Below are 22,907 nucleotides of genomic sequence, written 5' to 3' on the forward strand. Positions count from 1 at the left end.
CCCATGCAGACCTACCGGGAGCTGTTCCGCACGCCCGAGTTCACGCCGCTGTTCGCGGCCTCGTGCGGGCACGTCGCCTCGACCACGCTGAACGGGCTCGCGCTCGCCACGCTGGTGTACGCCCGCACGGACTCCCCGCTGCTGGCCGCGTTGAGCATGTTCGGGCCGTCGTTCGCCGAGCTGATCGGCGCCACCATGCTGCTGTCCGTGGCCGACCGGGTGCGGCCGCGTGCGGCGCTGACGCTGATCGCGCTCGCCGGCGGCGTGGCCGGCCTGGTCCTGGCCACGCCGGGCATGCCGCTGTGGGCGATGTTCGCGGTGATCCTGGCGCTGGGCCTGGTCACCTCGGTCGGCGGCGGCGTCCGGTACGGCCTGCTCAACGAGATCGTGCCGCAGAGCGGGTACGTGCTCGGCCGCTCGGTCCTCAACATCTCGGTCGGCGCGATGCAGATCGCCGGCTTCGCGCTCGGCGGCGTCCTGCTGGCGGTGGTGTCGCCGCGGACGACGCTGGCGATCAGTGCGGCGCTGGCCTTCGGCGCGGCGCTGGTCCTGTGGTTCGGACTCGGCTCCCGGCCGCCGCGGGCGGCCAGCCGCCCGTCCGTCGCGGTGACCTGGCGGGTCAACCGGCACCTGCTGTCCACACCGGCCCGCCGGGCCGTCTACCTGTCGATGTGGGTGCCCAACGGCCTGGTGGTGGGCTGCGAGGCGCTGTTCGTGCCCTACGCGCCGCACGCGGCGGCCGCGCTGTTCGTCGCGGCGGCGCTGGGCATGCTGCTCGGCGACCTGGTCGCCGGGCGGTTCCTGCCGCCGGACACGCGGTGGCGGTTCGTCACCCCGCTGCGGTTCCTGCTCGCGCTGCCGTACCTGCTGTTCGCGCTGCCGCTCGGCACACCGGTGGCAGCCGGCGCGGTCGCGGTGGCCTCGATCGGCTTCGCCTCCACGCTGCTGTTGCAGGAGCGGCTGATCGCGCTGATCGGCGAGGATGTTCGCGGCCAGGCGCTCGGCCTGCACGCCTCCGGCATGAAAGCGATGCAGGCGATCGGCGCCACGCTGGCCGGCCTGATCGCGCAGTACCTGCCGGCCGGCGTGACGATGACGGTGATGGCGGTGGCGTCGCTCGCCGTCACGGCGGCTCTCACTCCGGGCCTGCGGCTGTCGGACAGCAAACCGTCGAAGCTGGAGCTCGGAAGGCTGTGACCCGACGGGAGGCGGCTGCCGCGGCGGCAGGCTAGCGCCGGTCGAGGCCGTCGAGCATGAGGGGCAGGAAGCGCTCCGGGATGACGCCCGGGTGGCAGGCGAACACGTTGAGCAGCTCCATGAGGTCGCCGGTGCCGACATCCGCACGCATCGCACCGTCCGCCTGCGCCTGCCGTACCAGCTCGTCGAGTCGCTGCACCAGCGCCTGCCTGGCCTGCGGCGCGGAGGTCCCGGCCAGCGCGGCCGCGATGGCGCCGCGGCTCTCGGCCACGCTGTGGAGGACGAAGGCGCGAACGGCCGTCCACGCGTCGGGCTCGGCCGCCACGGCGCTGTCGAGGGCGTCCATGAGCCCGTGGACATACTGCTCCGCCAGGGCGGCGAGCAGCGCGCCGCGGTCGGGAAAGCGGCGATAGAGCGTGCCGACGCCGACGCCGGCCCGGCGGGCGATCAGCTCCATCGGCGCGTCCGTGCCGCGCTCGGCCACCGCGTCACGTGCCGCCTCCAGAATCCTGTCCCGGTTGCGGCGGGCATCGGCGCGCATCGAACTCCCCCTGAACTGGACGACGGGCTTCCGCTTAGTATAGAACAGGAAGCCTACATTCCGCTTAGGGGGTTGCGCGATGATCGTGGTGACGGGTGCGACAGGCACGATCGGGCGTGCGCTGATCGAGGAACTCGGTGGTGCGGTGCGAGCCGTGGTACGCCGCGTGGAACAGGGCGAGGAGCTGGGATGCGAGTACGTGGTCGGCGACCTGGAGCGGCCGGAGAGCATCCCGATCGAGCCGGGTGACCGGCTCTTTCTCAACAGCGCGCTGTGGCCGGGCTTCGTGCGAGCCCACCGAGCCGTCATCGATCACGCGGCGGCCGCCGGCGTGGCGCAGGTGGTGACCGTCTCCGTGCGTGGCGTGACGTCGGGCAGCCTGCTCGGGTTCGGCCAGCACGGGCAGGTCGACGAGCATCTCAAGGCATCGGGAGTGCCGTGGTCGATCCTGGCGCCCGTCGGGTTCATGCAGAATCTCCCGGGCGACGTCGACGAGGAGGGGCGGATCTTCGGCTCGTACGGCAGGGGCGGCGTCGGCTACATCGACGCGCGTGACATCGCGGCGGTGGCGGCCGTGCTGCTCACGCGCCCCGTCGGGGCCGACGCCACGTACGAGCTCACCGGGCCGGTGGCGCCCACGCATGACGAGGTCGCCGCGGAGCTCACCCGAACACTCGGCCGGACCGTGCGTTACGTGGACCTGCCGGTCGAGGAAGCCGCCGTTCACCTGGAGAAGCGCGGCATGCCCGCCCCGGCGGCGCATGACCTGGCCGAGCTCATGGCGCAGATCGGGGATGGGCGCTGGGCGAGCACGACCACGACCGTGGCCGACATCCTGGGTCGCGAGCCGCGTTCGCTGCGGGAGTTTCTCGGTGAGATCCGTCTGGGCGTCATGACGCCTGCGGTCCGGCGTAGGTGATCGAGTGGCGGCCCAGCCGCCAGGTGCCGCCGTCGGCCGCGGCGCCGCGCAGACCGTCCAGGGTGCCGGGGCCGGCCAGTCGCACGATGTCGGTGCCGCCGATCGAGGCGAAGGCGAAGGTCCGCGCCGGGTCCCAGGTGGTGCTGTGCCGCAGGCGGCGGCTCATCTGCGCCCATCCCAGCGCGGCGCCGGCGACCACCCAGGCGTCCGGGTCGCCCGCGGCGAACCGTCGGGCCGGGCGCAGCCAGGACGCCGCGGTCTCCGGCCAGCTCACGACGGTCAGGACGGCTCCGCCACGCGCCCGCCAGGCGTGGGCGAATGCCTGGACGGCCGCCGTGGAGGCGGGGTCGCGGCCGTGACCGAGCGTGACCGCTTCGACCCGTGGCCGCCGCGCGGCGAGCAGGTCGATCAGCGTGGCCAGTTCGGCGGCGGTGTGGCCGGCCGGCGCGGCAGCGGCGACCTGCGGGGCGCGGACCAGCGGCGAGTGTGATGGCATGGTTGGCCGCCTCCTTTCGTATGCATGTGCGGGAGCCGGTGTCCCGCGCGGTCAGCGAGCGTTGTGGAAGATGACGCCCAGCACGGTGCGGCTGCCGGACTCCACAACGCCGGTCCCGTGCCGCATCGCGTGCCGTCGGTAGCCGTTCCTGCCCTGGACGGGGCGGTCCCGGACCGGGAAGATCATCGCTTGGCCGAGCCCGGGCTTGACGACGATCGCCCTGGACTGGAAGCGGGGGCGCTGCTCGACGAACACGTTCTCGCCGCCGGTGAAGTCCACACCCGGCTGGTTCAGCATGATCGCGATCTGCAGGGGAAAGACGATGTCGCCGTAGATGTCCTGGTGCAGGCAGGCGTAGTCGCCGGGGCCGTACCGCAGGATCAGGGGCGTGGGCCGCCGCTGACCGGCCGCGGCGCACTCGGCGACCAGTTCGGCGTGCGTGGCGGGGAAGGTGCGCTCGCCGAGCATCGGCGCCCATCGGTTGGCCATCCACGCCATCGGCGGATACAGGCTCTCGCGCAGCGCCTGCACCAGCGGGACCGCCGCCGGATCGGCGTAGTACTTGTAGGTGCCGCGGCCGAACTGGTGGCGCTGCATCACCACGGTCGAGCGGAACAGGCCCGGCTCGTCGAAGGTCGCGATGAGCTGCCGGCACTGCTCTCGGCTCAGCAGCGGCGGCGTCAGCGCCACTCCGCCCTCGCCCAGCTGCCGGTACAGATCCTCCCCATCCAGATCCGCCAGCGCGGGCAGCTCCTCGCTGCGCGAGACGACGGGTGGCACGTCGAACAGTGTTGTCATCATGCGTGTCGGTTCCTTGCCTGGGAGCGTGGATCAGCGCGACGACGCGTCGCGCTTCTTCCGGTTCGTCAGGTATAACGCGGTGAGCGCCGCCGACCTCGGCGGTATTCGGACATCGCGCTCTTGATCGGTGCCACCGGGACGACTAGCCTGATCGCCGTGCCGCCGGAAGGCGGGCCGAGGTGATCGCGTCACGCGGGAAGAGTCTCGGCCACAACGAGCGGCTCGACCACGCCACCATGGAGTTCGGGACCGACTGACGATGAGCGCAGAAGCGGATTTCAGGCAGGTCGGCGCCGAGCTGGCCGACCTGGGCGTACAGATCTCCAGGATGATGGGGAGTCCCGCGCTCAAGGATCAGGCGGGGAAGGTCTTCGCGAGCCTGCAGCGCGACGGTGCGATGGTGTTCCGGCTGGTCAGGGACACCCCCGAACACACAGCCGCGCTCCAGCTGGCCGGGGCGTCCCTGTTCGACCCCTCGGGGCAGGGCAGGACGATCAAGGACTGGGTGGTCGTGCCCCACTCCTCGGTCGAGAAATGGACGGATCTGGCCGAGGCCGCCCTCAGCCGCCCACGCTGATCAGCAGGCCACGTCGAGATGCAGTGCCTGATGTCCGCCGGCGGCCTCGGTCGTTCCCGGCGGGTCTGATCCGGGCAGTCGGCCGGGTCACCCCATGATGAGCGTGAGGTCGAACGTGCCCTGGTGGGGGATGCGCAGGGCGTGGAAGCGGCGGGAGCCGTCGCGGAAGTAGCGCACGGTGCCGGCCGCCAGGGTCGCCGGCAGGGGAGTGCCCCAGCGCAAGCGGATCGTGGTGCGGCCCCGGCGCAGGTCGAGGCCGTCGGCGGTGGCGGTGGTCGTGCCGCCGAACGCGGCCCGGGTGCCGTCGGTGAAGGTGAGCACGTCCGTAGGACGGAGAACGAGGGGGATCTGCTCGGTGGCGGCGGCGTTCGCCGTGACCGTACGCCGGACCGTCCGCCGGGTGACCAGGACGTCCGTGGTGACGTTCGCGTTGCCGTAGCGGATGCCGAAGGCGGCGGGGGCCGGGCCGCCGGTCCACTGCCCGCCGCCGGGGGCGCCGTGGAAGTAGGTGGCGGGCAGGGGGCCGTCGGAGTCGGGCGCCTGCCCGGGGAAGACGGTGGACCAGCAGGCGTGGTTGTTGTCGTTGAGCCCGCAGATGATCGTGCCTGCTTCGGGATGCCACAGGAAGGTCAGGCCGGTGCGGGCGAGGGAGGCGCGCTCGCCGAAGTAGCCGCCCAGGTACAGGCCGGGCTTGCGGACGTACAGGAAGTCCTGGCCGCGGTCCTTGCGCAGTTCGACGAAGTCGTCGGAGCGCAGGTAGGGCAGCTCCGCGATGGCGGCGGCCCGCTGCCGTCTGCTGGGGAACCCCTCGCCGTGGAGGCCGTGGGTGAGGATGCGCGGCGAGGTGTCCTGCTTGGCGAGCGGCGTCACCGGCTCGGTGGACGCGGCCCAGGCGGCGCGGGCCTCGGCGAGGTCCTCGCGGGCGGTCAGGAAGGCCGACAGCAGCGGCACCTGGCGGGTGAACGTCCAGTTGAGCGCGGTCCGGTCCGGGTCAGGGCGGACCTCGTCGTACCAGCGGGCGCTGGTACGGGTGGAGGGGGCGACGTTGACCATGTACCCGGCGCCGTCGGGCTCGCGCAGCAGGTTGTAGGACAGGAAGCCGGTGAAGGCGCGGGCCATGTCCACCAGATTCGGGTCCGAGGTCTGCTGGTAGGCGTCGGCCATCTCGGGGAGCATGACCTCGAAGTTGTAGTTCATGTCGTGGCCCCCCTTCTCGTGGAAGAACCCGGCAGAGCTGACGCCGGTCGCGGCCAGCCGGGGGAACGCCTCGGCCAGGCCCCTGACCAGCGCCGGGTCGGGGTCGAGCTTGAGCGCGAGCGAGGCACCGGCCAGGCCCGAGGCGGTCTGGTTGGCGTAGCCGAGGGGCTCCTGCCAGACGGTGTGGTTGGCGGGGTCCAGGAACCAGGTCATGGACGTGTGCAACGCGGCGGTGATCTGGGCCTGCCTGGCGGGCAACGCCCCGGACGCGCGCAGGATCTGCAGCGTCTTGGCCAGGTAGCCGATGCCGAACCCGGTGGGCGCCAGGCCGTGCTCGTTGCGGTTGTACTCGGGGAAGGAACCGTCGGGGTGCTGGAGCGACAGGTAGTGGCCGAGCGCCGCGTCGAGCGCGGCCAGCAGGCGCGCGTCCCCGGCGTAGGGGTTCCACGGGCGGGCGTTGGCGTGGAACCAGGCCAGCGTGAAGACGTGCTCCTGCACGCGGGCGTTGAACGACGCCGCCGGCGAACGCCACCAGCCGCCGGCGAAGAAGCCGCTGTCGGCCATGTCGTTGACCATGGGGGAGAGGGTGGCCAGGTACGGCGCGAAGCGCTGCTCGTGGGGGGCGAACGAGGCACGGTTCAGGATGGTCAGCGGCGGAAGGTCGGGGACTTCGGCCGCTGCGGCGCCGGGGACGAGCACGGGGGCGGCCACCGGGAGCAGGGCGGTGGCGCGGAGCAAGGTGCGGCGGGAGAGCATGGTCAGCCTTTCAGACCGGTGTGCGCGAGCCCCTCGATGAACTGCCGCTGGGCCAGGACGAAGACGACCAGGACCGGCAGGGCGGTCATCGTGGCGGCGGACAGCTGCACGTTCCACAGGGGCGAGCCGTAGGCGTCGACGAACTGGGTGAGCGCCTGCGGCAGGGTGAACTTCGACGGGGTCGACAGGAACACGATCGGTTCGAGGTAGAGGTTCCACGAGTGCAGGAACGTGAAGATGGCGACGGCGCCGAGCGCCGGCCTGGCCAGCGGCAACGCCACCCGGCAGAAGGTGCCGAAGCGGCCGAGCCCGTCGACCCTGGCGGCCTCCTCCAGCTCGCCGGGCAGCGTGATGAAGAACTGCCGCATGATGAACGTCGCCAGCACGCTGGGCGCGCCCAGGATCGGCACCAGGATCAGCGGCCAGTGCGTGTCGGTCATCCCCGCCGTGTGGAACATCTGGAACAGCGGGACGATCGTCACCTCGCTGGGGATCAGCAGGCCGACGAGCACGACCAGGAAGAGCGCGTTCTGGCCGGGGAAGCGGATGCGGGCGAAGGCGTAGCCGGCCATCGCGGCCACCGCCATCGTGCCGACGGTCACCACCGCGGCGATGTAGAGGCTGTTGAGGTACTGCTGCCCGAACGGCTGCAGCTCGAAGACCCTGCCGTAGGTGGAGAAGTCGAACCTGGAGGGCACCAGCGCGGGCGGGAAGGCGAAGATGTCGCTGATCGGCTTCACCGACGAGGTGACCATCCACCAGGTCGGGAAGACGAACGGCACGCACAACACGCACAGCAGCGCGTACAGCGCGAGCTTGACCCTACGACTCATGGAAGACCCACTTCCGGCGCAGCCGCCACTGCAGCAACGTCAGCGCCGCGACGATCACGAACAGCAGGACCGACAGGGTGGCGCCGTAGCCGAGGTGCCGGAACTGGAAGGCCTGCTGGTACAGGTAGTAGACGAGGACGGTGGTGGACATCCCGGGCCCGCCCTGGGTGAGCACGGCGATCTGGGCGAACACCTGCAGTGACCCGACCACGGTGATGATCGAGGTGAGCAGGATCGTCGGGCTGATCAGGGGCACCGTGATGCGCCGGAACCGGGTCCAGGCGCCGGCGCCGTCGAGCTGCGCCGCCTCGTACAGCTGGCGCGGCACGCCCTGGAGCGCGGCCAGGAACAGCACCATGTTGAGCCCCACGTTCTTGACGACCTGGACGACGACGACCGACAGCAGGGCGGTGCTCTCGCCGCGCAGCCAGTTGGGGCCGTCCACGCCCGCCACGCCGAGCAGGCCGTTGACGCCGCCGTCCTGCTGGAGCAGGAACTGCCAGACGATGGTCCAGGCGACCAGCGACACCAGCACCGGCGAGAAGAACACCGTCCGGAAGAACGTGGTGCCGCGCAGCCGCTGGTTCAGCAGGATGGCCAGGGCGAGGGCGAGGGCGAGGTTGAGCACGACCAGGCCGACCGAGAACAGCGCGGTGCTGGTCAGCACCTGCCCCATCTTCGGGTCGGCGAGCAGCTTGGCGTAGTTGTCGCCGCCGACGAACTCGAACGTGTCCGCCAGCACGTTCCACTCCTGGAGGCTGTAGTAGCCGACCAGGCCGAGCGGCAGCAGGACGAACAGCGCGCTCCCGGCGAGCTGCGGCGAGATCAGCAGGTAGCCGACGAGGGCGTCGCGCCGGGGGATGGTCCAGAAGTGGCGGGGCCGGGCGGCGGCGCGCTCCGCCACCCGGTTGCCGAGATCCGTCACCGCCACCTCATCCGCCCAGCAGCGGCTGGATCTTCGCGCACACGCCGTCCAGCACCGCCTTGACGTCGGCGTCCGGCTTCCACAGCGGGTCGAGTGCGGCCCTGGCGGTCTGAGCGAGCTCGGCCTGTCCCGTGTGGCTGGGCTTGACCACGCCCTTCTGGATGCCGTCGATCACCACTTTCTGGAGCTGGTCGCCGTTCAGCATGGGGCTGGTCCTGGCCATGGTGTCGGCGGTCAGCAGAGAGCCACGCGCGGGCGGGAAGTACGCGGCGAGCTTGGCCGAGTTGGCCGCGTTGGTGAAGTAGGCGAGGAAGTCGGTGGCCTGCTCGGCCCTCGGCGACTTCTTCAGCACACCGATCCCGGCCTGGCCGATGACCGCGTACTCGCCCTTCGGCCCGGCGGGCAGCGGCACCAGGTCCCACGTGAACGTCGCGTCCTTCAGCATGGCGGCGCGGGAGATCTGGGCGACGGCCATCGTGGTGTCGCCGGAGAAGAAGTCGACGGTGGTGCCCGGCCCCGGCATGGACTTGTCGGTGAAGATCGCGTTGTGCATGAAGGTCATGGCTTCGACCATCTCGGGAGCGTTGAACTGGCACGTGCCGCCGTCGTCGCTCCACGCCTTGGCGCCCCAGCCCTGCCAGACGGTGGCGAGGTTGTCCCAGGCCTTGTAGTCGAAGTTGAGGATGGTCAGGCCGTTCTTGCCCTTCGCCGCCACGGCCTTGTTGATCTCGTTGGCGTGCTCCCAATCCCACTGGCCGGCCTTGATCAGCTCGCGCGGCGTCTTCTGGCCGGCGGCCTTGACCAGGTCGGTGTTGACGAAGACGCCGAAGGGCGAGGTGGAGAACGGGTAGGCGTACAGCTCGCCGTCGCGCTCCCACAGCCGGGTGGCGGAGGGGACCAGCTCGCCCGCGTTCTCGACCTTGCTCTTGAGCGGGGCGAGGGCGCCGGAGCCGACGAAGTCGGGGGCGGAGTTCTCGAGGATCCATGCCAGGTCGGGGGCGTTGCCGCCGGCGATCTGCGTGGTCAGCGTGGTGGTGTAGTTCTCGAACGGGATCGGGTCGAAGGTGATCTCGCCGACCTGCGGGTGGGACTTGCGGTACTCGGCGGCGATCTCGTTGAACAGCTTCAGGTGGGCCTCGTTGGAGGTCCAGATCGACATGCGCAGCGGCTGCGGGCCCTGCGCGGCCGGCGCGGCGTCGCCGCCGCCGCCGCAGGCGGTGACCGTGAGCAGGGCGGTCAGCGTGAGGGCCGCCAGCTTCCCGGGTGCTTTCATGGGGGTTCTCCTTCTGGCGTCAGTAGCCGGTGACGTCGGGCCAGCGCAGCTCCACGCCGTCGCGGACCAGCCGGTGCTGGTAGTCGGCCAGGAGCCGGCCGTCCGCGTGCACGGCGTGCGGCGTGGTGGCGCGGTCCAGGCAGAAGGCGGCGAGCGCGCCGGCCGCCTCGCCGACGTTCCACTCCACCGGGTGCAGGCGGTAGGCGCCGTTGGTGATGTGGGTGGTGCCGATGTTCTTGCAGGCGGGCAGCAGGTTGCTCATCCGCTGCGGGATCAGCGCCCCGAGAGGGATCTCGAACGGGGAGCAGGCGACGTCGATGTAGTTGTCGCCGCCTGTCGACGGGTGCAGGTCGATGCGGTACATGCCCACGCCGACGGAGTCGTGATAGGTGACGGCGCCCTTGTCGCCGCGTACCGCCACGGACAGGTCCTGCTCGGTGACGGTGGTCAGGGCCCGGATACGCCGGGACTCGCGGATGTAGGGGGCCTGGGCGAGCCCGTCGGCGCCGCCGGTGACGTCGCCGCGCAGCCGCAGGCCCGGGTAGCCGGTGCCGCCGTCGTGGCGGGGCGCCTCGGTCTGCAGCCAGTACAGCGCCGACATCGACAGCTCACGGGCCGCCGCCAGGTGCCGGTCGGCGTCCGGCACGTCGATGACCGGCCCCTCCAGGTAGTCGATCATCGGCCAGTTGACCAGCGTGATGTCGCTGTCGTACGCGCCGGGCCGGAAGTTGTCACGGGCGGCGATCCTGCGGAACGTCCACAGGTTGCCGTCGCCCGGGTTGACCCGCTGGTCGGCCTGCACCAGGCGGGGGTCGTCACCCGGGTTCGGAGTGAAGGAACGCTCCATGATCTCCAGCGTCCGCGGGCTCGGGCAGCGCCACGACAGCAGCCGGTCGCCCCAGAAGGGCGGCTGGTAGGCGCGCCAGAAGTCGTACGAGGCGGGCCTGTCGACGGTGTGGTCGCCGTCCACGTGGTCGATCGCGAAGCACACGGACACGGCCTGCATGTTCATCGGCTGCGCCGTCGCCGGGGCGCTCGGCTCGCCGGTGTCGTCCTGCGCTTCGAACCCGGTCACGTACTCGGCCCCGGCCAGCGGCAGCAGCTCGCCGGTCTCGGTGGCGTCCAGCACGTACGGCGCCACCGCGGTGATCTCGTCACCCCCGTCGCGGTGCGCGAGCCGCACGGCCGTGACGCGGTCGCCGTCCACCTCGGCCCCGACCGGCCGGTACGGCTGGAGCACGCGCAGCCTGCCCGACCCCCGGTAGGGGGCGAGCATCGCCTCGATGACCGCGACCGCGACCCGGGGCTCGTGGCACAACTTGCTGACGTGTCCGGCGCCCGGGTTCAGCTCCGGCCACGCCCGCGCCCGCTCGGTCAGCGGGTAGTGGTCGCGGTAGTAGCGCCGGATGCCGTCGCGCAGCGCGCGGTAGCTCGCCGTGACGCCGAACCGCTCCACCCAGGTGTGCTCGTCCGGCGGCACCGCCTGGCTGGTGAGCTGGCCGCCCAGCCAGTCGTACTCCTCGGTGAGCACCACCGATCGCCCGGCCCGCAGCAGGGCCAGCGCGGCGGCCACGCCGCCCAGCCCGCCGCCGACGACGAGCGCGTCTGCCGATATCTCAACCACGTGGGGGATTACCTCTCCTCATGTACGGGTGCCAGCGTCGATCCCTCGACCAGCTCGCACACCAGCAGTTCCTGGGGGATGCCGCCGCGTTCCAGCACCTGGGTGAGCAGCTCGACGGCCCTGCGGCCCATCTCGCGCCGGGGGATGCGGAACCCGGCGAAGTCGATGTCGGTCGAGACCGGCCTGGTGGGCGCGCCCAGCGCGACGATGGACAGGTCGCGCGGCACGTCCAGCCCGCGGGCCTTGGCGGCCTCGGCGATGGCCACGCCGTCGGCCAGCTCCTCGGCGAACACCACGCTCGCGCCACAGTCGAACAGCCCGTCCGCGGCGGTCAGGTGCAGCCCTTCGACACCGGTCGCGGCCACGCCTTCGGTGAAACCACGCAGCCGGTCGGCGTAGGACTCCGGGCCCGACCCCGCTCCGACATAGGCCATCCGCCGGTGCCCGAGCGCCGCGGCCCGCTCGACCAGCGCGCGCACCGCCGGCGGGTAGTCCGCTCCGACGTACGGCACCGGCCCGCCCGCGTCGTCGCGGCGGCCGACCGAGACGAACGGAATGCCCTCCGACAGCAGCCTGGACAGATCGTCGCGGTCGATCGTCCGGCCGAGCAGGACGCAGCCGTCGGCCAGCCGGATCCGGCTCTCCGCGCTGAAGATCCGCCGCCGCTCGCCCTGCTCCGCCTTGGCGCTGGTGAACAGCAGAAGGTCGCAGCCCGCCTCCTCCACGCACTCCTCGATCCCGACGAGGAACGGGTGATAGAAGTCGGCGCTCTCCGCGGGGAAGACGGCCTCGTAGGTGAACACGCCGTAGATGCGGTTGCGCCGTTCGACGAGCCGGCGCGCGGCGGGGTCGGCCACGTACCCGGTCTCCCTGATCACCTGAAGCACCCGATCGCGGGTTTCGGGCGAGATCCGCACCTCGCCCTCGGCCCTTCCGTTGAGCACCAGGGACACCGTCGTCTGGCTCACTCCAGCCATGCGCGCGATGTCCTGCTGCGTCAGCCGCCGCCCCGAAGCAGTCACAGTGCGTATCACCCGCCGTGTCGATAATGCGTATTAGTTCGGTCATTCTGCGACCGGGCATAACGGGACGTCAAGAGATAATCACTGGGTAATTCGTATTAGCAGCGGTGTGGCCCCGCCTGGACATGACGACGCACAGTGACGCCGAGGGGCGGCGGCGCGTCGCGGGCCTTGCCGGCCGCATGACGTGGCGCGGTGGCCGCCTGACAGGTGGACGGCTACCTGATGTGCGGTTCGGGCCGGCTGGTCCTGCGAGCCCGCAGCCGGCGGTGGTACCTCGCCGACGAAGCACAGGTGGCCGAGCTTGTTCGCAACGTCGTGGAAGTCGTCGGGGAACAGCTCCCGTGCGTCACGGTTCGAGGCTGGGTGGTGAGTAGGCGAGCATGCCGGGCACGGGGGCGTCATAGCGCTCGATGTCGACCAGCGCGCTGAGAGCACTCGGGCCTTGTGACAGGCGCGAGCAGGGCCGGTCCGCCGTGAGAACGTTCGGGTTGCTGTGACGATCCAGCGTTCCGCTGGTGCCTGGCTGGACCGGATCCCACCACGCCCCGGTGGACAGTTGGACGACGCCCGGCATGACGTCGTCGGAGAGGATCGCGCCCGCGAGGCAGCTCCCCCGGTCGTTGAAGATGCGCACGATCACGCCGCTCTCGATGCCGCGTGACGCGGCGTCCGACGGATTGATCGTCACGGGCTCACGGCCGCGGATTTTCGAACTGAGGCTGTGGCCGCCGTTGTCGTATTGGCTGTGCAGGCGTGAGGCGGGTTGATTCGAGATCAGGTGCAGCGGGAATCGGCCCGACAGATCGGCGCGAAGCCATTCCACTGGTTCGAACCACCGGGGATGGCCGGCGCAGTCGTCGTAGCCGAATGAGTCGATCTCCTCGGAGAAGATCTCGATTCGGCCCGACGGTGTCAGCAGGGGGTAACGCTGCGGATCTGAGCGGAGGGCTTCGAAACTGCCGGGAAACGGTCCGGTCAGCGCGGGTAGCTCTGCGGTGGTGTTTCGCCAGAAGTCCTCGAAGCCCGGCAAGGCGGCGTCGCCGCCGAGCTTGGCCCTCGTCTGCTCGTAAAGGTGCCGGACCCATTCGATCTCCGAGCGTGCTTCCGTGAACTCCTGCTCGTATCCGAGCCGGGAGGCCAGAGCGGCGAAGATCTGGTGGTCGGTACGCGACTCGCCCGCCGGCTCGCGGACTTTCGGCATCGCGACGAGGTGGGGGTCTGAAAATCCGGCGGCGAAGTCGTCGCGTTCCAAGCTGGTGGCGACGGGCAGGACGATGTCGGCGAACTTGGCGCTGGTGTTCCACCAGGCTTCGTGAACGACCACCGTGTCGGGGGCTTGCCAGGCGCGGGTCAGCCGGTGGAGGTCTTGGTGGTGGTGGAACGGGTTCCCTCCGCACCAGTAGATCAGACGAAGGTCGGGCAACGTCAGGCGTTGGCCGTCGTAGTCGATGATCTCACCTGGGTGCAGCAGGGTATCGGCGATCCTCGCCACAGGGATGAAGCCGGCAACGGGGTTGGGAACCTCGGGTATCGTCGCCACGAAGGCGCGGTCCGGGGCGACGCCGGTCGCGTCCATCGTCGCGTAACCCGCACCCCAGCCGCAGCCGGCCCGGCCCATCGAGCCCGCCATGGCGGCCAGCACGACGGACATCCAGATCGGCTGTTCGCCGTGGTCCGCCCGTTGCACCGCGTAGTTGACCATGATGAGAGAACGTCGGGTGGTAAGGCGGCGAGCGAGGTCGGTGATCGCGTCGCGACCGATGCCCGTGATCTTCGCCGCCCAGGCGGCGTCCTTCCGAACGCCGTCGAGCTCGCCGACCAGGTAGGAGGCGAAGCGGTCGAACCCGACGCAGCACCGGCGAAGGAAGTCCTCATCGTGCCACCCGTTGACCAGCATCGTGTGGGCGACGCCGAGCATCGCGGCGGTGTCGGTGTTGGGGATGACGGGCAGCCACTCGGCGTCGAGGAAGTCGGCGGTGTCGCTGCGGATGGGGCTGATGTTCACGAACCGCACCCCAGCCTCACGACACCGGCGTTGCAGGTTCAGCGTCTGGTGTCTGGCCAGCCCACCAGGGTTGATCTGGCTGTTCTTCAGGGCCAGCCCTCCGAACGCCACCACCAGCTCGCAGTTGTCGGCTATCTCGTCCCACATCGGCATCCGGGACTGGTAGCTCCATGGATGGCCGCCGATCACATGGGGGAGGATGACCTCCAGAGCCGCGGTGCTGTAGGTGTTGCGAGAGTCGGTGTATCCGCCGCCCAGCGCCAGGAACCGGTGCAGTTGACCCTGCGCGTGGTGGAACCTGCCCGCGCTCGCCCAGCCGTAGGATCCGCCGAACACCGCGCCGTCCCCGTGCTGGGAACGAACGCGACGGAGTTCATCACTCACCAAAGTGATCGCGTGGTCCCAGCTCACCTCCACGAAGGCGTCCCTGCCTCTGGCCGTGTCGTGGGCGCGCGGCTCGCCGTTCAGCCAGCCCTTGCGCACCGCGGGGCGTAGCACGCGAGCGCTGTCGTCGGCGGCCGCCACCATTCCGGGGCCGATGGGCGATGGACTGGGATCATCGTGCCTCGGCTCGATGCGCACCAGCCGGCCGGAATCGACTACGGCGATGTAGCTCCCCCAGTGCGTCGCAACCGACATGCGCTGTTCCACCATGCATCAACTCCGTGTCCGAAGTTTCCGCTGATTGCAGCCAGCGGTTGCTTACGTTGCGGTGAGGTGCTGCGAAGAGGCCCGGTCGCTTACGCCGGCGTGATGCGCGAGGGAAGATCATGTTTGGCTGTTGGAGGGCTTGTGACGTGAATACCGGGATCCTGGATGCACCCTGTCTTCGGACTATAGGCGTGAAGTCGACGCTCGAAGAGCGCTCCCACAGCACCGTCTCCCGGCGGATAGCCCCTTCGCGCACAGGTAGAGGCCGGGGCTCCCGAATGACGTCGAGTTCGGACCATGACCTTGCCGGCGTTCCGCTCCAGGGGGCCGCCCTCCACGGGCCGCACATCCCTCCCTGCCGAATCGCGGCCCTTCGGTGCGATCGTGAAACGGCCCCCTGCCGGTGTGACGGGTGCGTGCTGTCACTCGGCGAGCCTGCCGAACAGGTGGTTGGCGGGGGCATCGGGGTCGTCGCCGTAGAAGAACTCCGCGACCGCCTTGTGGAACTCGGCGCGGTCCAACGTGCCCGAGCCGTCCAGGTCAAGCGCGGCGAAGACCGCTGCGCAGTCCTCGCTGGGAACGTCGGCGACCGACGCGAAGATCTGCCGGAACTCCACCTGGTCGATCTTGCCGTCCGCATCGAGATCACTGAGGTCGAGAAAGCAGTCGGTCACCCGCTCGATCTGCTGCGGGTACAGCGCGGGATCGGTCAGGACCCGCCGGAACCCATCGGTCATCTCCCGCAGATCGACCTTCCCGTCGCCATCCTGATCCATCGGCGCGATCACATTCGACCAGAACGCGTCCATCCCCTCAGTGAGCCGATGGGCGGTTGCGGCGTCCGCTGCGGCGCCACGAGCGGCGATGTAACGCTCGCTCATCAGCCGGACGTCCCGCTGAGTGATGAATCCGTCCCCGTCGACGTCAGCGCCCCTGAACCACTGCCGGTATTTGAGGTCTTGAAGCACAGTCATGGGAACGCAAAGTATCTACTCCATCACTTTAAGTCAACATCGCGTGGCGGTGTCGGCAGACCGGTGAGATCAAGCGGCTCGAGCACTCTCCTCGAAGAGCGGGCATTTGCTCCTTGCGAGAGATGACCAACCCCAGCTCAAGCCGCGCCTGTCAACCCAGCCGCCCCAGCCTGACCGCCTGCTTGAGGAAGACGACGCCGTCGATCAGGTCGAGCTGGGCCGGGTCCAGCGGGAAATAGGCGAAGTCGCGGGAGACGCGGGGGACGGCGGGCGTCGTGATGGCCTCGGCCAGGCGGCGGGCGTCGACGAGAGAGTGGTCCCACGGGAGCGTGGACAGGATGCCCTCGACGGTGTCCGGGGGCGGGATGTCGTCGCCGGCCCTGCCGAAGGCGGAGGCCAGGAAGACGTACCGGTCGCCCAGGTGCGCCCCGGTGATCGCCCCCGCGCTCCACCACTCCAGAGCCTGGTCGCCGAAGGACATGAGGCTCTTGTTCCGCTGCAGGTGGAGGTTGGCGGAGAAGACCAGGGCCGGGCCGTGCTCGGCGACGGCACGCAGGTTGGCGGCCATCATCGCGTCCCGCAGGGCCGACAGCCGGGTCCACCGCTCCGGGGACGCGTCTGCCATCCAGTAGTGGTAACGGAGCAGGCCGGTCGCGGTGCGCCCGTACAGTGCCGCCCGCTCCCTGTACTCCGCGCTCAGCTGCGGCGCCTGCGTCTCGAGCAGCGCCACCAGGTCGTCGGCGATCACCCGTAGCCGCTGGGCGTCGGCGGACTGGCCGATCGACTGGGACGGATCCATGGCCGTGGCCTCGTTCTCCCACCGGTCGTCCGGGCCCAGCAGCGTGTCGAGCGTTTCCCTGGTCACCACAGTGTGGGGGAGCGGGCCGTCGAGGAGGGCGTAGAGGGCGGTGAGCGCCTGGCGCGGACTCGCCGCCCAGTACTCCAGAGGGCCGTCGAACCCGAAGAACCTGAGCTTTTCGTCATGCTCCTCGTTGTACGCGCGCATCCAGCGTACGAGGTCGCGATTGGCCGGCGAGGCGCCGAAGCCGTGGCTGAAGCCGCGTTCCATGACGTCGTCGAGCGTGCCGGCGCCCGTCGTGACGTAGTCGTCCACCACGAGTCCCATGAGGCAGTCGCTCTCGATGGCGAACGACCGGTAGCCCTCGTGCTCGACCAGATGCCGGAAGAGGTCGTTGCGCAGCTCGCCCAGCTCGTCCACGAAGTGCCTGGCCTCGCCCAGGCCGAGCAGCAGGGGCTTGGCGGGCAGCGACCGGAGGAACGCCGAGACGCCCGCGCCGTCGAGTGGAAGGGCCGTGTCCTTGATGTCCATGCCTTCAACGGTATCGTTGAACCTTCGGTGGAGACTTTCGCGGAAAATGCTGCTCGTATCGCGACGGACCTTCAATCGGCGACGCATCCATGCTGAGCTGCTCAGCCGACGCCGACGGTCTGCCGCTCGGGCTCGATCACGACCACGATGCGCTCCTGCCCTCGGGGATACGGCGTACCGGTGTACTTCGTGGCCAGCCGGTCGATGATCTCCCAGGCCGCGTCGCCCTCGATCCATTCGACGGCCTTGCCGCGGACGACAACGGGCTCGAAGGGGTTGTCGACGGGTGCGATGGACAGCGCCATCCGGGGGTCGCGGCGCAGGTTGCGCGCTTTGCGCATACCCGGGCCGGTGAAGAAGACGATCCGGTCGCCGTGGGTGCCGACGTAGACGGGAGTGGTGTGCGGCGAGCCGTCCGGCAGGACGGTGGCGAGGTGCGCGATCGAAGCGCCATCGAGTACGCGGCGCACGTCGGGGTCAAGCATGGTGTGCTCCTTCAACGGGGGTTCATGATCGGCCATGGGATCAACGGGCCACCTCGTAGCGGAGGTGGGTGACACCAGGGGCCGGGACGGCCTCCAGCAGGCGAAGGTGCACGTGCTTCGGGAGTTCCCGGAAGAAGCTGCGACCGCCGCCCAGCAGGACGGGCACCTGGTGCAGGATCACCTCATCGACGAGGTCCGCCGCCAGCGCGGAGGCCAGCACGCCGCCGCCCATGAGGCCGACGTCCTTGCCTTCGGCGGCCTCGCGTGCCGCCGCGATGGCGTCCTCGATGCCGGTGGTGACGAGCGTCTGCGACTGGCTGATCTGGGGCGCGGGCCGGTGGCTGAGGACGAACAGCGGGGCCCTCGGGTGCGGGCTGCCGCCGCCGAAATGGTCGGAGTCCTCGTAGGTGTTGCGCCCTGCCACGACCGCGCCCACGCGTCCGGCGTGGGTGTCGAAGACCCGGGCACTGGGCGCGCTCAGCCTGAACCCGTCGAACACCTGGCTGGGCGTGTCACCGGCGAAGTACCAGTCGAACAGCATCGTCGCGTCGCCGAGCCCGCGCCCGGCGCCCGGGTCGCGCCCGGTGATGTATCCGTCGACCGACACCGCGTGCGCGCTGAAGACCTTGCTCATCGTGGCGACTCCTTCTTGGGTTCCTTCAAGAGACTCCATTACCGTAACACTCCAAGTTCCTTGAGGGAACCCCGCTTGCTAGACTGATCCCATGCAACGCACGAAGTTCGGGGAGATGGCCTGCTCCATCGCGCGCACCCTCGACGTGATCGGGGAGCCCTGGTCGCCGCTGATCCTGCGTGATGTGTGGGTGGGGGTGAGCCGGTTCGACGAGCTCCAGGCCGACCTCGGGATCTCCCGCAAGGTGCTGACCGAGCGGCTCAACCACCTCGTCGACCAGGGCGTGCTCGAACGCCGTCCCTACGACAATCGGCCGCGCCACGAATACCACCTGACGGCCAAGGGTGCCGAGCTGGTCGACCTGCTCATGGTCATGACCCGCTGGGGAGACCGGTGGCTGTCGGGCGAGGCCGGCCCGCCGGTGCTCTACCGCCATCATGCGTGCGGGGAGATCAGCCATGTCGACCTGCGCTGCGCCCACTGCGGCGAGTCGATGCACGCCGGTGACGTCGACCCGCTGCCGGGCCCGGGCGCGGCCGTCTGACCGAGGCGGGTCCGGCCGCTCGGCGGGGCCTGGCGGGCGCCGGCGGGCTCCATCCGGGTTCTTCCTCCGGCGGCGGCGGGCGCGGCTTGTCGTGGGCATCGTCCGCGCTCGTCCACCTGGGTCAGCGTTCGATCATCTCCATCTGGGTCTCGTTGTGGTGCCCGCCGGCGGCCGGGGGCAGACCGTCGAGCTTGGCGAGCTGCTCGGCGGTCAGGACGAGGTCGTCGGCGGCGACGTTCTCCTCCAGGCGTGAGACCCGCTTGGTGCCCGGGATGGGGACGATGTCGTCGCCCTTGCTGAGCAGCCAGGCGATCGCGACCTGCGCGGGCGTGGCGCCGGCCTCGGCGGCGATGACCTGCACCTCGTCGGCGAGGGCGAGGTTGCGCCGGAAGTTCTCCCCGGTGAAGCGGGGATTGGTGGCGCGGAAGTCGTCGGGGCCGAAGTCGCTCTCGGACCGGATCTTGCCGGTGAGGAAGCCGTGGCCGAGCGGGGAGTAGGCGACGAGCCCGATGCCCAGCTCGCGCAGCAGCGGCAGCACCTGCTCCTGGTCGCGGGTCCACAGCGAGTACTCCGACTGCAGCGCGGCGATCGGGTGAACGGCGTGGGCGCGGCGGATGGTGTCCAGCCACGCCTCCGACAGGCCGATGTGGCCGACCTTGCCCTGCTCGACGAGCTCGGCCACCGCGCCGATGGTGTCCTCGATCGGCACCTTGGGGTCGACCCGGTGCTGGTAGTACAGGTCGATGTGGTCGGTGCCCAGGCGCCTGAGCGAACCCTCGACGGCGGTGCGGATGTTGGCCGGGCTGCTGTCGAGGTTCCAGGGGCCCGCGCCGGCGTGGGAGACCAGCCCGTACTTGGTGGCGATCACTGCCTGGTCCCGGCGGCCCCTGAGCGCCTTGCCGAGGAGTTCCTCGTTGGCGTACGGGCCGTAGATCTCGGCGGTGTCCAGGAGGGTGACGCCCAGGTCGAGCGCGCGGTGGATGGTGCGGATGGATTCGGTGTCGTCGCTGCCGGCGCCGGTGTAGCCGTGGGACATGCCCATGCAGCCCAGCCCGATGCGGGAGACACGCAGATCGCCCAGCGTGATGTGCTTCATGATGACCTTTCGGCTCGCTACGGGCGGATGAGGACCTTGAGCGCTCGGCGGTCGTTCATCGCGCGGTACCCGTCGGGAACCTGCTCCAGGCTGACGGTGCTGTCGAACACCCGCCCAGGCTGCAGAGCGCCGTCCAGGATCTCGGGGAGCAGCTCCTCGATGTAGGCGCGGGCCGGGGCGACGCCGCCGGTCAGGGTGAGGTTGCGCATGAACTCGCCGAACCCCATCGGCACCCGCTCGTACTGGGGCGCGCCGACCCGGCTGACGGTGCCTCCGTCACGGGCCACCGCGAACGCCGTGGTGATGGCCTGTTCGGTGCCGACGCATTCGAGGACGGCGCGGGTGCCGTCGCCGCCGGTCAGTTCCCGGACGTGTTCGATGCCTTCCTCGTCGCGTTCGGCGACGACGTCGGTGGCGCCGAAGTCGCGGCCCAGGTCGGTGCGGCCGGTGTGCCGGCCCATCAGGATGATCTGCTCGGCGCCGAGCCGCCTGGCCGACAGCACCGCCATCAGCCCGACCGCGCCGTCGCCGATCACTGTCACCGTCGTGCCCGGGCCGGCTCCCGCGGTGACCGCGCAGTGGTGGCCGGTCGGGAAGACGTCGGAGAGTGTGAGCAGGGACGGCAGCAGGTCGTCGTCCTCGCCGGCGGGCAGCTTGACCAGCGTGCCCTGTGCCTGCGGGACGCGGACCGCCTCGCCCTGGCCGCCGTCCACATCATCGGCGGCCCACTGGCCGCCGTGCCGGCAGGAGGTCTGCAGACCCTCGCGGCAGAAGTCGCAGGTGTTGTCCGCCCACACGAAGGGCGCCACCACGACGTCGCCGCGGCGCAGCGCGCCCACCTCGGAGCCGACGTCCTCCACGACGCCGAGGAACTCGTGCCCGATCCGGTCGCCCTTCCCGGTGGCCGGGCGGGACTTGTAGGGCCACAGGTCGCTGCCGCACACGCACGAGCGCAGCACGCGCACGATCGCGTCGGTGGGCTCGCGCAGCACCGGGTCGGGCACGTTCTCCACCCGTACGTCACCGGCGCCGTAGATCATTGTTGCTCGCACGATCATGTCTTCCGTCGTTGAGAGGTGATGGGTGTCGTCCCGGCGCGGGTCACTCGCCCGGCGGGAAGTCTGCGGAGGCGGCCAGTCCGGTCAGCTCGGGAGCCGAAGCCAGGCAGGCGCGGTCGTGAGGGCCGCACCCAGCATGACCCGGTACGCGCCGACCGCCTGGCAGGCGTTCGGGGTCGGTACGCGCGAGCGTCGAGACGTGATCAGGGAACGGCTCCTCGTGGGTGCCCAGGGCCGCGTCGCCGATCGCCATGGCGGTTCCTCCTGCCGAGGTGGGCCTCGGCTCGCTCGGACCTGGTGCCGGATCAACCGGAAGTGCGAGCCTGGCCGGCGGCTCCGGTATGCCGTTGTTCGGCCGGGTCGGACTTCGGCAGGACTGCGGCCGGTTCGGGCGCACCAGGGCCCCCGAGGTGCCGGTTACGCCGCATGCGTCGTCGGGCGTACCCCAGGCGGATCGATCGTCATCTCCGGTCCAGGTCGATTTCCGGTAAATCCGTTGTGCCGTCGTTGACTCTCACCGAACGGGTGGCGCCATCGGGCATACGTGCTGATGACGGTGCGGCAGGCGTTCTGGAAGGCCACCGTGGCGAGCTGCGCGACCAGCTCGGCCGTCTCGGCGGGCGCAGCGCGAGGGCGGGCAGGGGAACGGCACGACCGTCACGAGGACCTCCCGCGCTGATGTGACACATGACGTTGCCGCGTCGGGTGCGGCTGTGGCGGTGAGGTGGGCGTCTTCTCTGCCGAGGATGGCACGGGTCGATCAGCAAGCCGGCGGTGGTCCACGCCGAACCGTTGGGTGAGTACTACCCCGCTGGTTGATGGGTGTCGGCGGCTGCTTGGGCGAATGCGCGAATGAGTGGAGTCTCCTTCGACGCAGGCCATACGAAGGCCCACTGGCAGCGCGGGGCGTCACGGATGGGAACGAAGGCCAGGCTGGGCCAGGGATAGAAGCTGGCCACCTCGGCGGTGACTGCGGCGGCGGCCGGGCCGGAGGAGACGACGCTGAGTGTCTCCTGCCAGGTGGTGACCTTGGGGCCGCGGCGGATGGGACGGCCCGAGGAAGTGTGCCGGGGGTTGAAGACCTCCTCCATGGAGGGGGGAATCGACTGGCCTTCGACCACGGTGCAGTCGCCGAGGTCCTCCAGGCAGATGGTGTCTCGTTCTGCGTAGGGGTGGTCGGCCGAGACCATCAGCATCACCTCGGAGGTGCGCGGGGTCGGCATTACGGTCAGGCCGGGTTCGCAGACGGGCAGCCACAGGTACGCCACGTCCAGGTCACCCGACTTGAGCAGGTCCAGAGGGGAGGCCGGCTGGATCTCGCGGTGTTGGATCCGGGCCTTCGAATGGCGGGTCAGGAAGAGGTCGAGAGTGTCCTTGATCTGCGTGGAGTACGGGCCGAGGGTGCCCAGGGTCAGGGTTCCCGCAGTGCCGTCGGCGGTGGCCCGAGCGGTCACGATCCCTTGCATGATCTGCTGGTATCCACCCTTGAGTTCTTGGTACAGCTGCTCACCGAGCGGGGAAAGACGAACGGCTCGGGTGGTGCGATCGAACAGGAGCGCGCCCACGCGCCGCTCCTGCTTCTTGATCGATTGGCTGACGCGGGCCGGGCTGATGCCCAGCCGCTCGGCCGTGCGGCTGAAATGCAGCTCCTCGGCCAGCGTCAGAAAGATCTCGATCTCTCGCATCTCCATACGCGGGGCCTCCGGATTTTTTAGCTCAGAGTTAAAAGACGTTATCGGATCCGTCGTTGATGCGACGCGGGTGGGGCCGGGAGGCTGGGGCGTGCAAAACGTCCCAGATGCGGAACTGTCCGCAGACGGGGCTGATCACTGCTGTCTCTGGAGGTTTCGTGCCCTTCGGGTATCTGTTCCCTGTGGCGCTCGCCGCTGTCGGCACGTTGTTCGCGTTGCGGCCGGTGCCGTTCTCACGCCCGCTCGGCCGTACGAGCTACTACTTCGGCCTGGCC

General features: G+C 70.1%; 22 protein-coding genes. 4 read left to right on the forward strand and 18 right to left on the reverse strand.

Annotated features, from left to right (window positions below; translation table 11 throughout):
- Positions 1-3: 3 nt before the first annotated feature.
- The gene (locus MTP10_RS27530; protein WP_310712588.1) at positions 4-1,197 is read left to right on the forward strand and encodes an MFS transporter; all 1,194 of its coding nucleotides are present in this window, start codon (positions 4-6) and stop codon (positions 1,195-1,197) included.
- A 31-nt stretch (positions 1,198-1,228) separates the two neighbouring features.
- On the opposite strand, the gene MTP10_RS27535 is transcribed toward MTP10_RS27530, so the two are convergent.
- Positions 1,229-1,738, reverse strand: a complete 510-nt coding sequence (locus MTP10_RS27535; protein WP_310712589.1) for a helix-turn-helix domain-containing protein — start codon at positions 1,736-1,738, stop codon at positions 1,229-1,231.
- A 79-nt stretch (positions 1,739-1,817) separates the two neighbouring features.
- Between MTP10_RS27535 and MTP10_RS27540 the strand changes: the two genes are divergently transcribed.
- Positions 1,818-2,657 carry an NAD(P)H-binding protein gene (locus MTP10_RS27540; RefSeq protein WP_310712590.1) on the forward strand — a complete coding sequence of 280 codons (840 nt, stop codon included), beginning with the start codon at positions 1,818-1,820 and terminating at the stop codon, positions 2,655-2,657.
- On the opposite strand, the gene MTP10_RS27545 is transcribed toward MTP10_RS27540, so the two are convergent.
- Entirely contained in the window at positions 2,629-3,153 is a 525-nt protein-coding gene (locus MTP10_RS27545) for a hypothetical protein (RefSeq protein WP_310712591.1), read from the reverse strand. The genes MTP10_RS27540 and MTP10_RS27545 overlap by 29 nt on opposite strands.
- Positions 3,154-3,204: 51 nt before the next feature.
- Positions 3,205-3,954, reverse strand: coding sequence for a 2OG-Fe(II) oxygenase (locus tag MTP10_RS27550; protein WP_310712592.1), 750 nt, complete (start codon positions 3,952-3,954; stop codon positions 3,205-3,207).
- 259 nt (positions 3,955-4,213) lie between these two features.
- On the opposite strand from MTP10_RS27550, the gene MTP10_RS27555 reads away from it, so the two are divergent.
- A complete protein-coding gene (locus MTP10_RS27555; protein WP_310712593.1) occupies positions 4,214-4,531 on the forward strand; it encodes a hypothetical protein in 318 nt (105 codons plus the stop codon).
- 87 nt (positions 4,532-4,618) lie between these two features.
- Here MTP10_RS27555 and MTP10_RS27560 read toward each other — a convergent pair whose 3' ends face one another.
- From MTP10_RS27560 to MTP10_RS27610, 11 genes are all read right to left on the reverse strand, one after another.
- Complete coding sequence (locus tag MTP10_RS27560; RefSeq protein WP_310712594.1) at positions 4,619-6,484, reverse strand: hypothetical protein; 1,866 nt, start codon at positions 6,482-6,484, stop codon at positions 4,619-4,621.
- Positions 6,485-6,486: 2 nt separating this feature from the next.
- A complete protein-coding gene (locus MTP10_RS27565; RefSeq protein WP_310712595.1) occupies positions 6,487-7,317 on the reverse strand; it encodes a carbohydrate ABC transporter permease in 831 nt (276 codons plus the stop codon).
- Positions 7,307-8,242, reverse strand: a complete 936-nt coding sequence (locus MTP10_RS27570) for a sugar ABC transporter permease (RefSeq protein ID WP_310712596.1) — start codon at positions 8,240-8,242, stop codon at positions 7,307-7,309. Before MTP10_RS27570 ends, MTP10_RS27565 begins: the two co-directional genes overlap by 11 nt.
- 7 nt (positions 8,243-8,249) lie before the next feature.
- On the reverse strand, positions 8,250-9,515 hold the full coding sequence (locus MTP10_RS27575; protein WP_310712597.1) for a sugar ABC transporter substrate-binding protein: 1,266 nt from the start codon (positions 9,513-9,515) through the stop codon (positions 8,250-8,252).
- A 19-nt stretch (positions 9,516-9,534) separates the two neighbouring features.
- On the reverse strand, positions 9,535-11,139 hold the full coding sequence (locus tag MTP10_RS27580; RefSeq protein ID WP_310712598.1) for an FAD-dependent oxidoreductase: 1,605 nt from the start codon (positions 11,137-11,139) through the stop codon (positions 9,535-9,537).
- An 8-nt stretch (positions 11,140-11,147) separates the two neighbouring features.
- A complete protein-coding gene (locus MTP10_RS27585) occupies positions 11,148-12,173 on the reverse strand; it encodes a LacI family DNA-binding transcriptional regulator (protein WP_310712599.1) in 1,026 nt (341 codons plus the stop codon).
- Positions 12,174-12,510: 337 nt separating this feature from the next.
- Positions 12,511-14,823 carry a molybdopterin-dependent oxidoreductase gene (locus MTP10_RS27590; RefSeq protein ID WP_310712600.1) on the reverse strand — a complete coding sequence of 771 codons (2,313 nt, stop codon included), beginning with the start codon at positions 14,821-14,823 and terminating at the stop codon, positions 12,511-12,513.
- A 419-nt stretch (positions 14,824-15,242) separates the two neighbouring features.
- Positions 15,243-15,794 (reverse strand): EF-hand domain-containing protein, encoded by a 552-nt coding sequence (locus MTP10_RS27595; RefSeq protein ID WP_310712601.1) that lies wholly within the window; start codon positions 15,792-15,794, stop codon positions 15,243-15,245.
- Between the two features lie 151 nt (positions 15,795-15,945).
- On the reverse strand, positions 15,946-17,124 hold the full coding sequence (locus tag MTP10_RS27600; protein WP_310712602.1) for an erythromycin esterase family protein: 1,179 nt from the start codon (positions 17,122-17,124) through the stop codon (positions 15,946-15,948).
- A gap of 101 nt (positions 17,125-17,225) precedes the next feature.
- Complete coding sequence (locus MTP10_RS27605) at positions 17,226-17,609, reverse strand: PPOX class F420-dependent oxidoreductase (protein ID WP_310712603.1); 384 nt, start codon at positions 17,607-17,609, stop codon at positions 17,226-17,228.
- 40 nt (positions 17,610-17,649) lie between these two features.
- Positions 17,650-18,243, reverse strand: coding sequence for a dihydrofolate reductase family protein (locus MTP10_RS27610; RefSeq protein ID WP_310712604.1), 594 nt, complete (start codon positions 18,241-18,243; stop codon positions 17,650-17,652).
- A 91-nt stretch (positions 18,244-18,334) separates the two neighbouring features.
- Between MTP10_RS27610 and MTP10_RS27615 the strand changes: the two genes are divergently transcribed.
- Entirely contained in the window at positions 18,335-18,787 is a 453-nt protein-coding gene (locus MTP10_RS27615) for a helix-turn-helix domain-containing protein (protein WP_310712605.1), read from the forward strand.
- A 121-nt stretch (positions 18,788-18,908) separates the two neighbouring features.
- Here MTP10_RS27615 and MTP10_RS27620 read toward each other — a convergent pair whose 3' ends face one another.
- The 4 genes from MTP10_RS27620 to MTP10_RS27635 form a co-directional block, all read right to left on the reverse strand.
- Positions 18,909-19,883 carry an aldo/keto reductase gene (locus MTP10_RS27620; protein ID WP_310712606.1) on the reverse strand — a complete coding sequence of 325 codons (975 nt, stop codon included), beginning with the start codon at positions 19,881-19,883 and terminating at the stop codon, positions 18,909-18,911.
- A 17-nt stretch (positions 19,884-19,900) separates the two neighbouring features.
- Positions 19,901-20,935 (reverse strand): zinc-dependent alcohol dehydrogenase family protein, encoded by a 1,035-nt coding sequence (locus tag MTP10_RS27625; RefSeq protein ID WP_310712607.1) that lies wholly within the window; start codon positions 20,933-20,935, stop codon positions 19,901-19,903.
- 49 nt (positions 20,936-20,984) lie between these two features.
- The gene (locus tag MTP10_RS27630) at positions 20,985-21,194 is read right to left on the reverse strand and encodes a hypothetical protein (RefSeq protein ID WP_310712608.1); all 210 of its coding nucleotides are present in this window, start codon (positions 21,192-21,194) and stop codon (positions 20,985-20,987) included.
- Between the two features lie 550 nt (positions 21,195-21,744).
- Entirely contained in the window at positions 21,745-22,626 is an 882-nt protein-coding gene (locus MTP10_RS27635; RefSeq protein ID WP_310712609.1) for a LysR family transcriptional regulator, read from the reverse strand.
- Positions 22,627-22,907: the final 281 nt, after the last annotated feature.

The sequence above is a fragment of the Nonomuraea sp. 3-1Str genome (assembly GCF_031570565.1).
GTDB lineage: Bacteria > Actinomycetota > Actinomycetes > Streptosporangiales > Streptosporangiaceae > Nonomuraea.

Coding starts and splice junctions, on each gene's coding strand:
- MTP10_RS27530 (WP_310712588.1), top strand. CDS start 4: ATGCAGACCTACCGGGAGCTGTTCCGCACGCCCGAGTTCACGCCGCTG.
- MTP10_RS27535 (WP_310712589.1), bottom strand. CDS start 1,738: ATGCGCGCCGATGCCCGCCGCAACCGGGACAGGATTCTGGAGGCGGCA.
- MTP10_RS27540 (WP_310712590.1), top strand. CDS start 1,818: ATGATCGTGGTGACGGGTGCGACAGGCACGATCGGGCGTGCGCTGATC.
- MTP10_RS27545 (WP_310712591.1), bottom strand. CDS start 3,153: ATGCCATCACACTCGCCGCTGGTCCGCGCCCCGCAGGTCGCCGCTGCC.
- MTP10_RS27550 (WP_310712592.1), bottom strand. CDS start 3,954: ATGATGACAACACTGTTCGACGTGCCACCCGTCGTCTCGCGCAGCGAG.
- MTP10_RS27555 (WP_310712593.1), top strand. CDS start 4,214: ATGAGCGCAGAAGCGGATTTCAGGCAGGTCGGCGCCGAGCTGGCCGAC.
- MTP10_RS27560 (WP_310712594.1), bottom strand. CDS start 6,484: ATGCTCTCCCGCCGCACCTTGCTCCGCGCCACCGCCCTGCTCCCGGTG.
- MTP10_RS27565 (WP_310712595.1), bottom strand. CDS start 7,317: ATGAGTCGTAGGGTCAAGCTCGCGCTGTACGCGCTGCTGTGCGTGTTG.
- MTP10_RS27575 (WP_310712597.1), bottom strand. CDS start 9,515: ATGAAAGCACCCGGGAAGCTGGCGGCCCTCACGCTGACCGCCCTGCTC.
- MTP10_RS27590 (WP_310712600.1), bottom strand. CDS start 14,823: ATGGTGGAACAGCGCATGTCGGTTGCGACGCACTGGGGGAGCTACATC.
- MTP10_RS27595 (WP_310712601.1), bottom strand. CDS start 15,794: ATGACTGTGCTTCAAGACCTCAAATACCGGCAGTGGTTCAGGGGCGCT.
- MTP10_RS27600 (WP_310712602.1), bottom strand. CDS start 17,124: ATGGACATCAAGGACACGGCCCTTCCACTCGACGGCGCGGGCGTCTCG.
- MTP10_RS27605 (WP_310712603.1), bottom strand. CDS start 17,609: ATGCTTGACCCCGACGTGCGCCGCGTACTCGATGGCGCTTCGATCGCG.
- MTP10_RS27610 (WP_310712604.1), bottom strand. CDS start 18,243: ATGAGCAAGGTCTTCAGCGCGCACGCGGTGTCGGTCGACGGATACATC.
- MTP10_RS27615 (WP_310712605.1), top strand. CDS start 18,335: ATGCAACGCACGAAGTTCGGGGAGATGGCCTGCTCCATCGCGCGCACC.
- MTP10_RS27620 (WP_310712606.1), bottom strand. CDS start 19,883: ATGAAGCACATCACGCTGGGCGATCTGCGTGTCTCCCGCATCGGGCTG.
- MTP10_RS27630 (WP_310712608.1), bottom strand. CDS start 21,194: ATGGCGATCGGCGACGCGGCCCTGGGCACCCACGAGGAGCCGTTCCCT.
- MTP10_RS27635 (WP_310712609.1), bottom strand. CDS start 22,626: ATGCGAGAGATCGAGATCTTTCTGACGCTGGCCGAGGAGCTGCATTTC.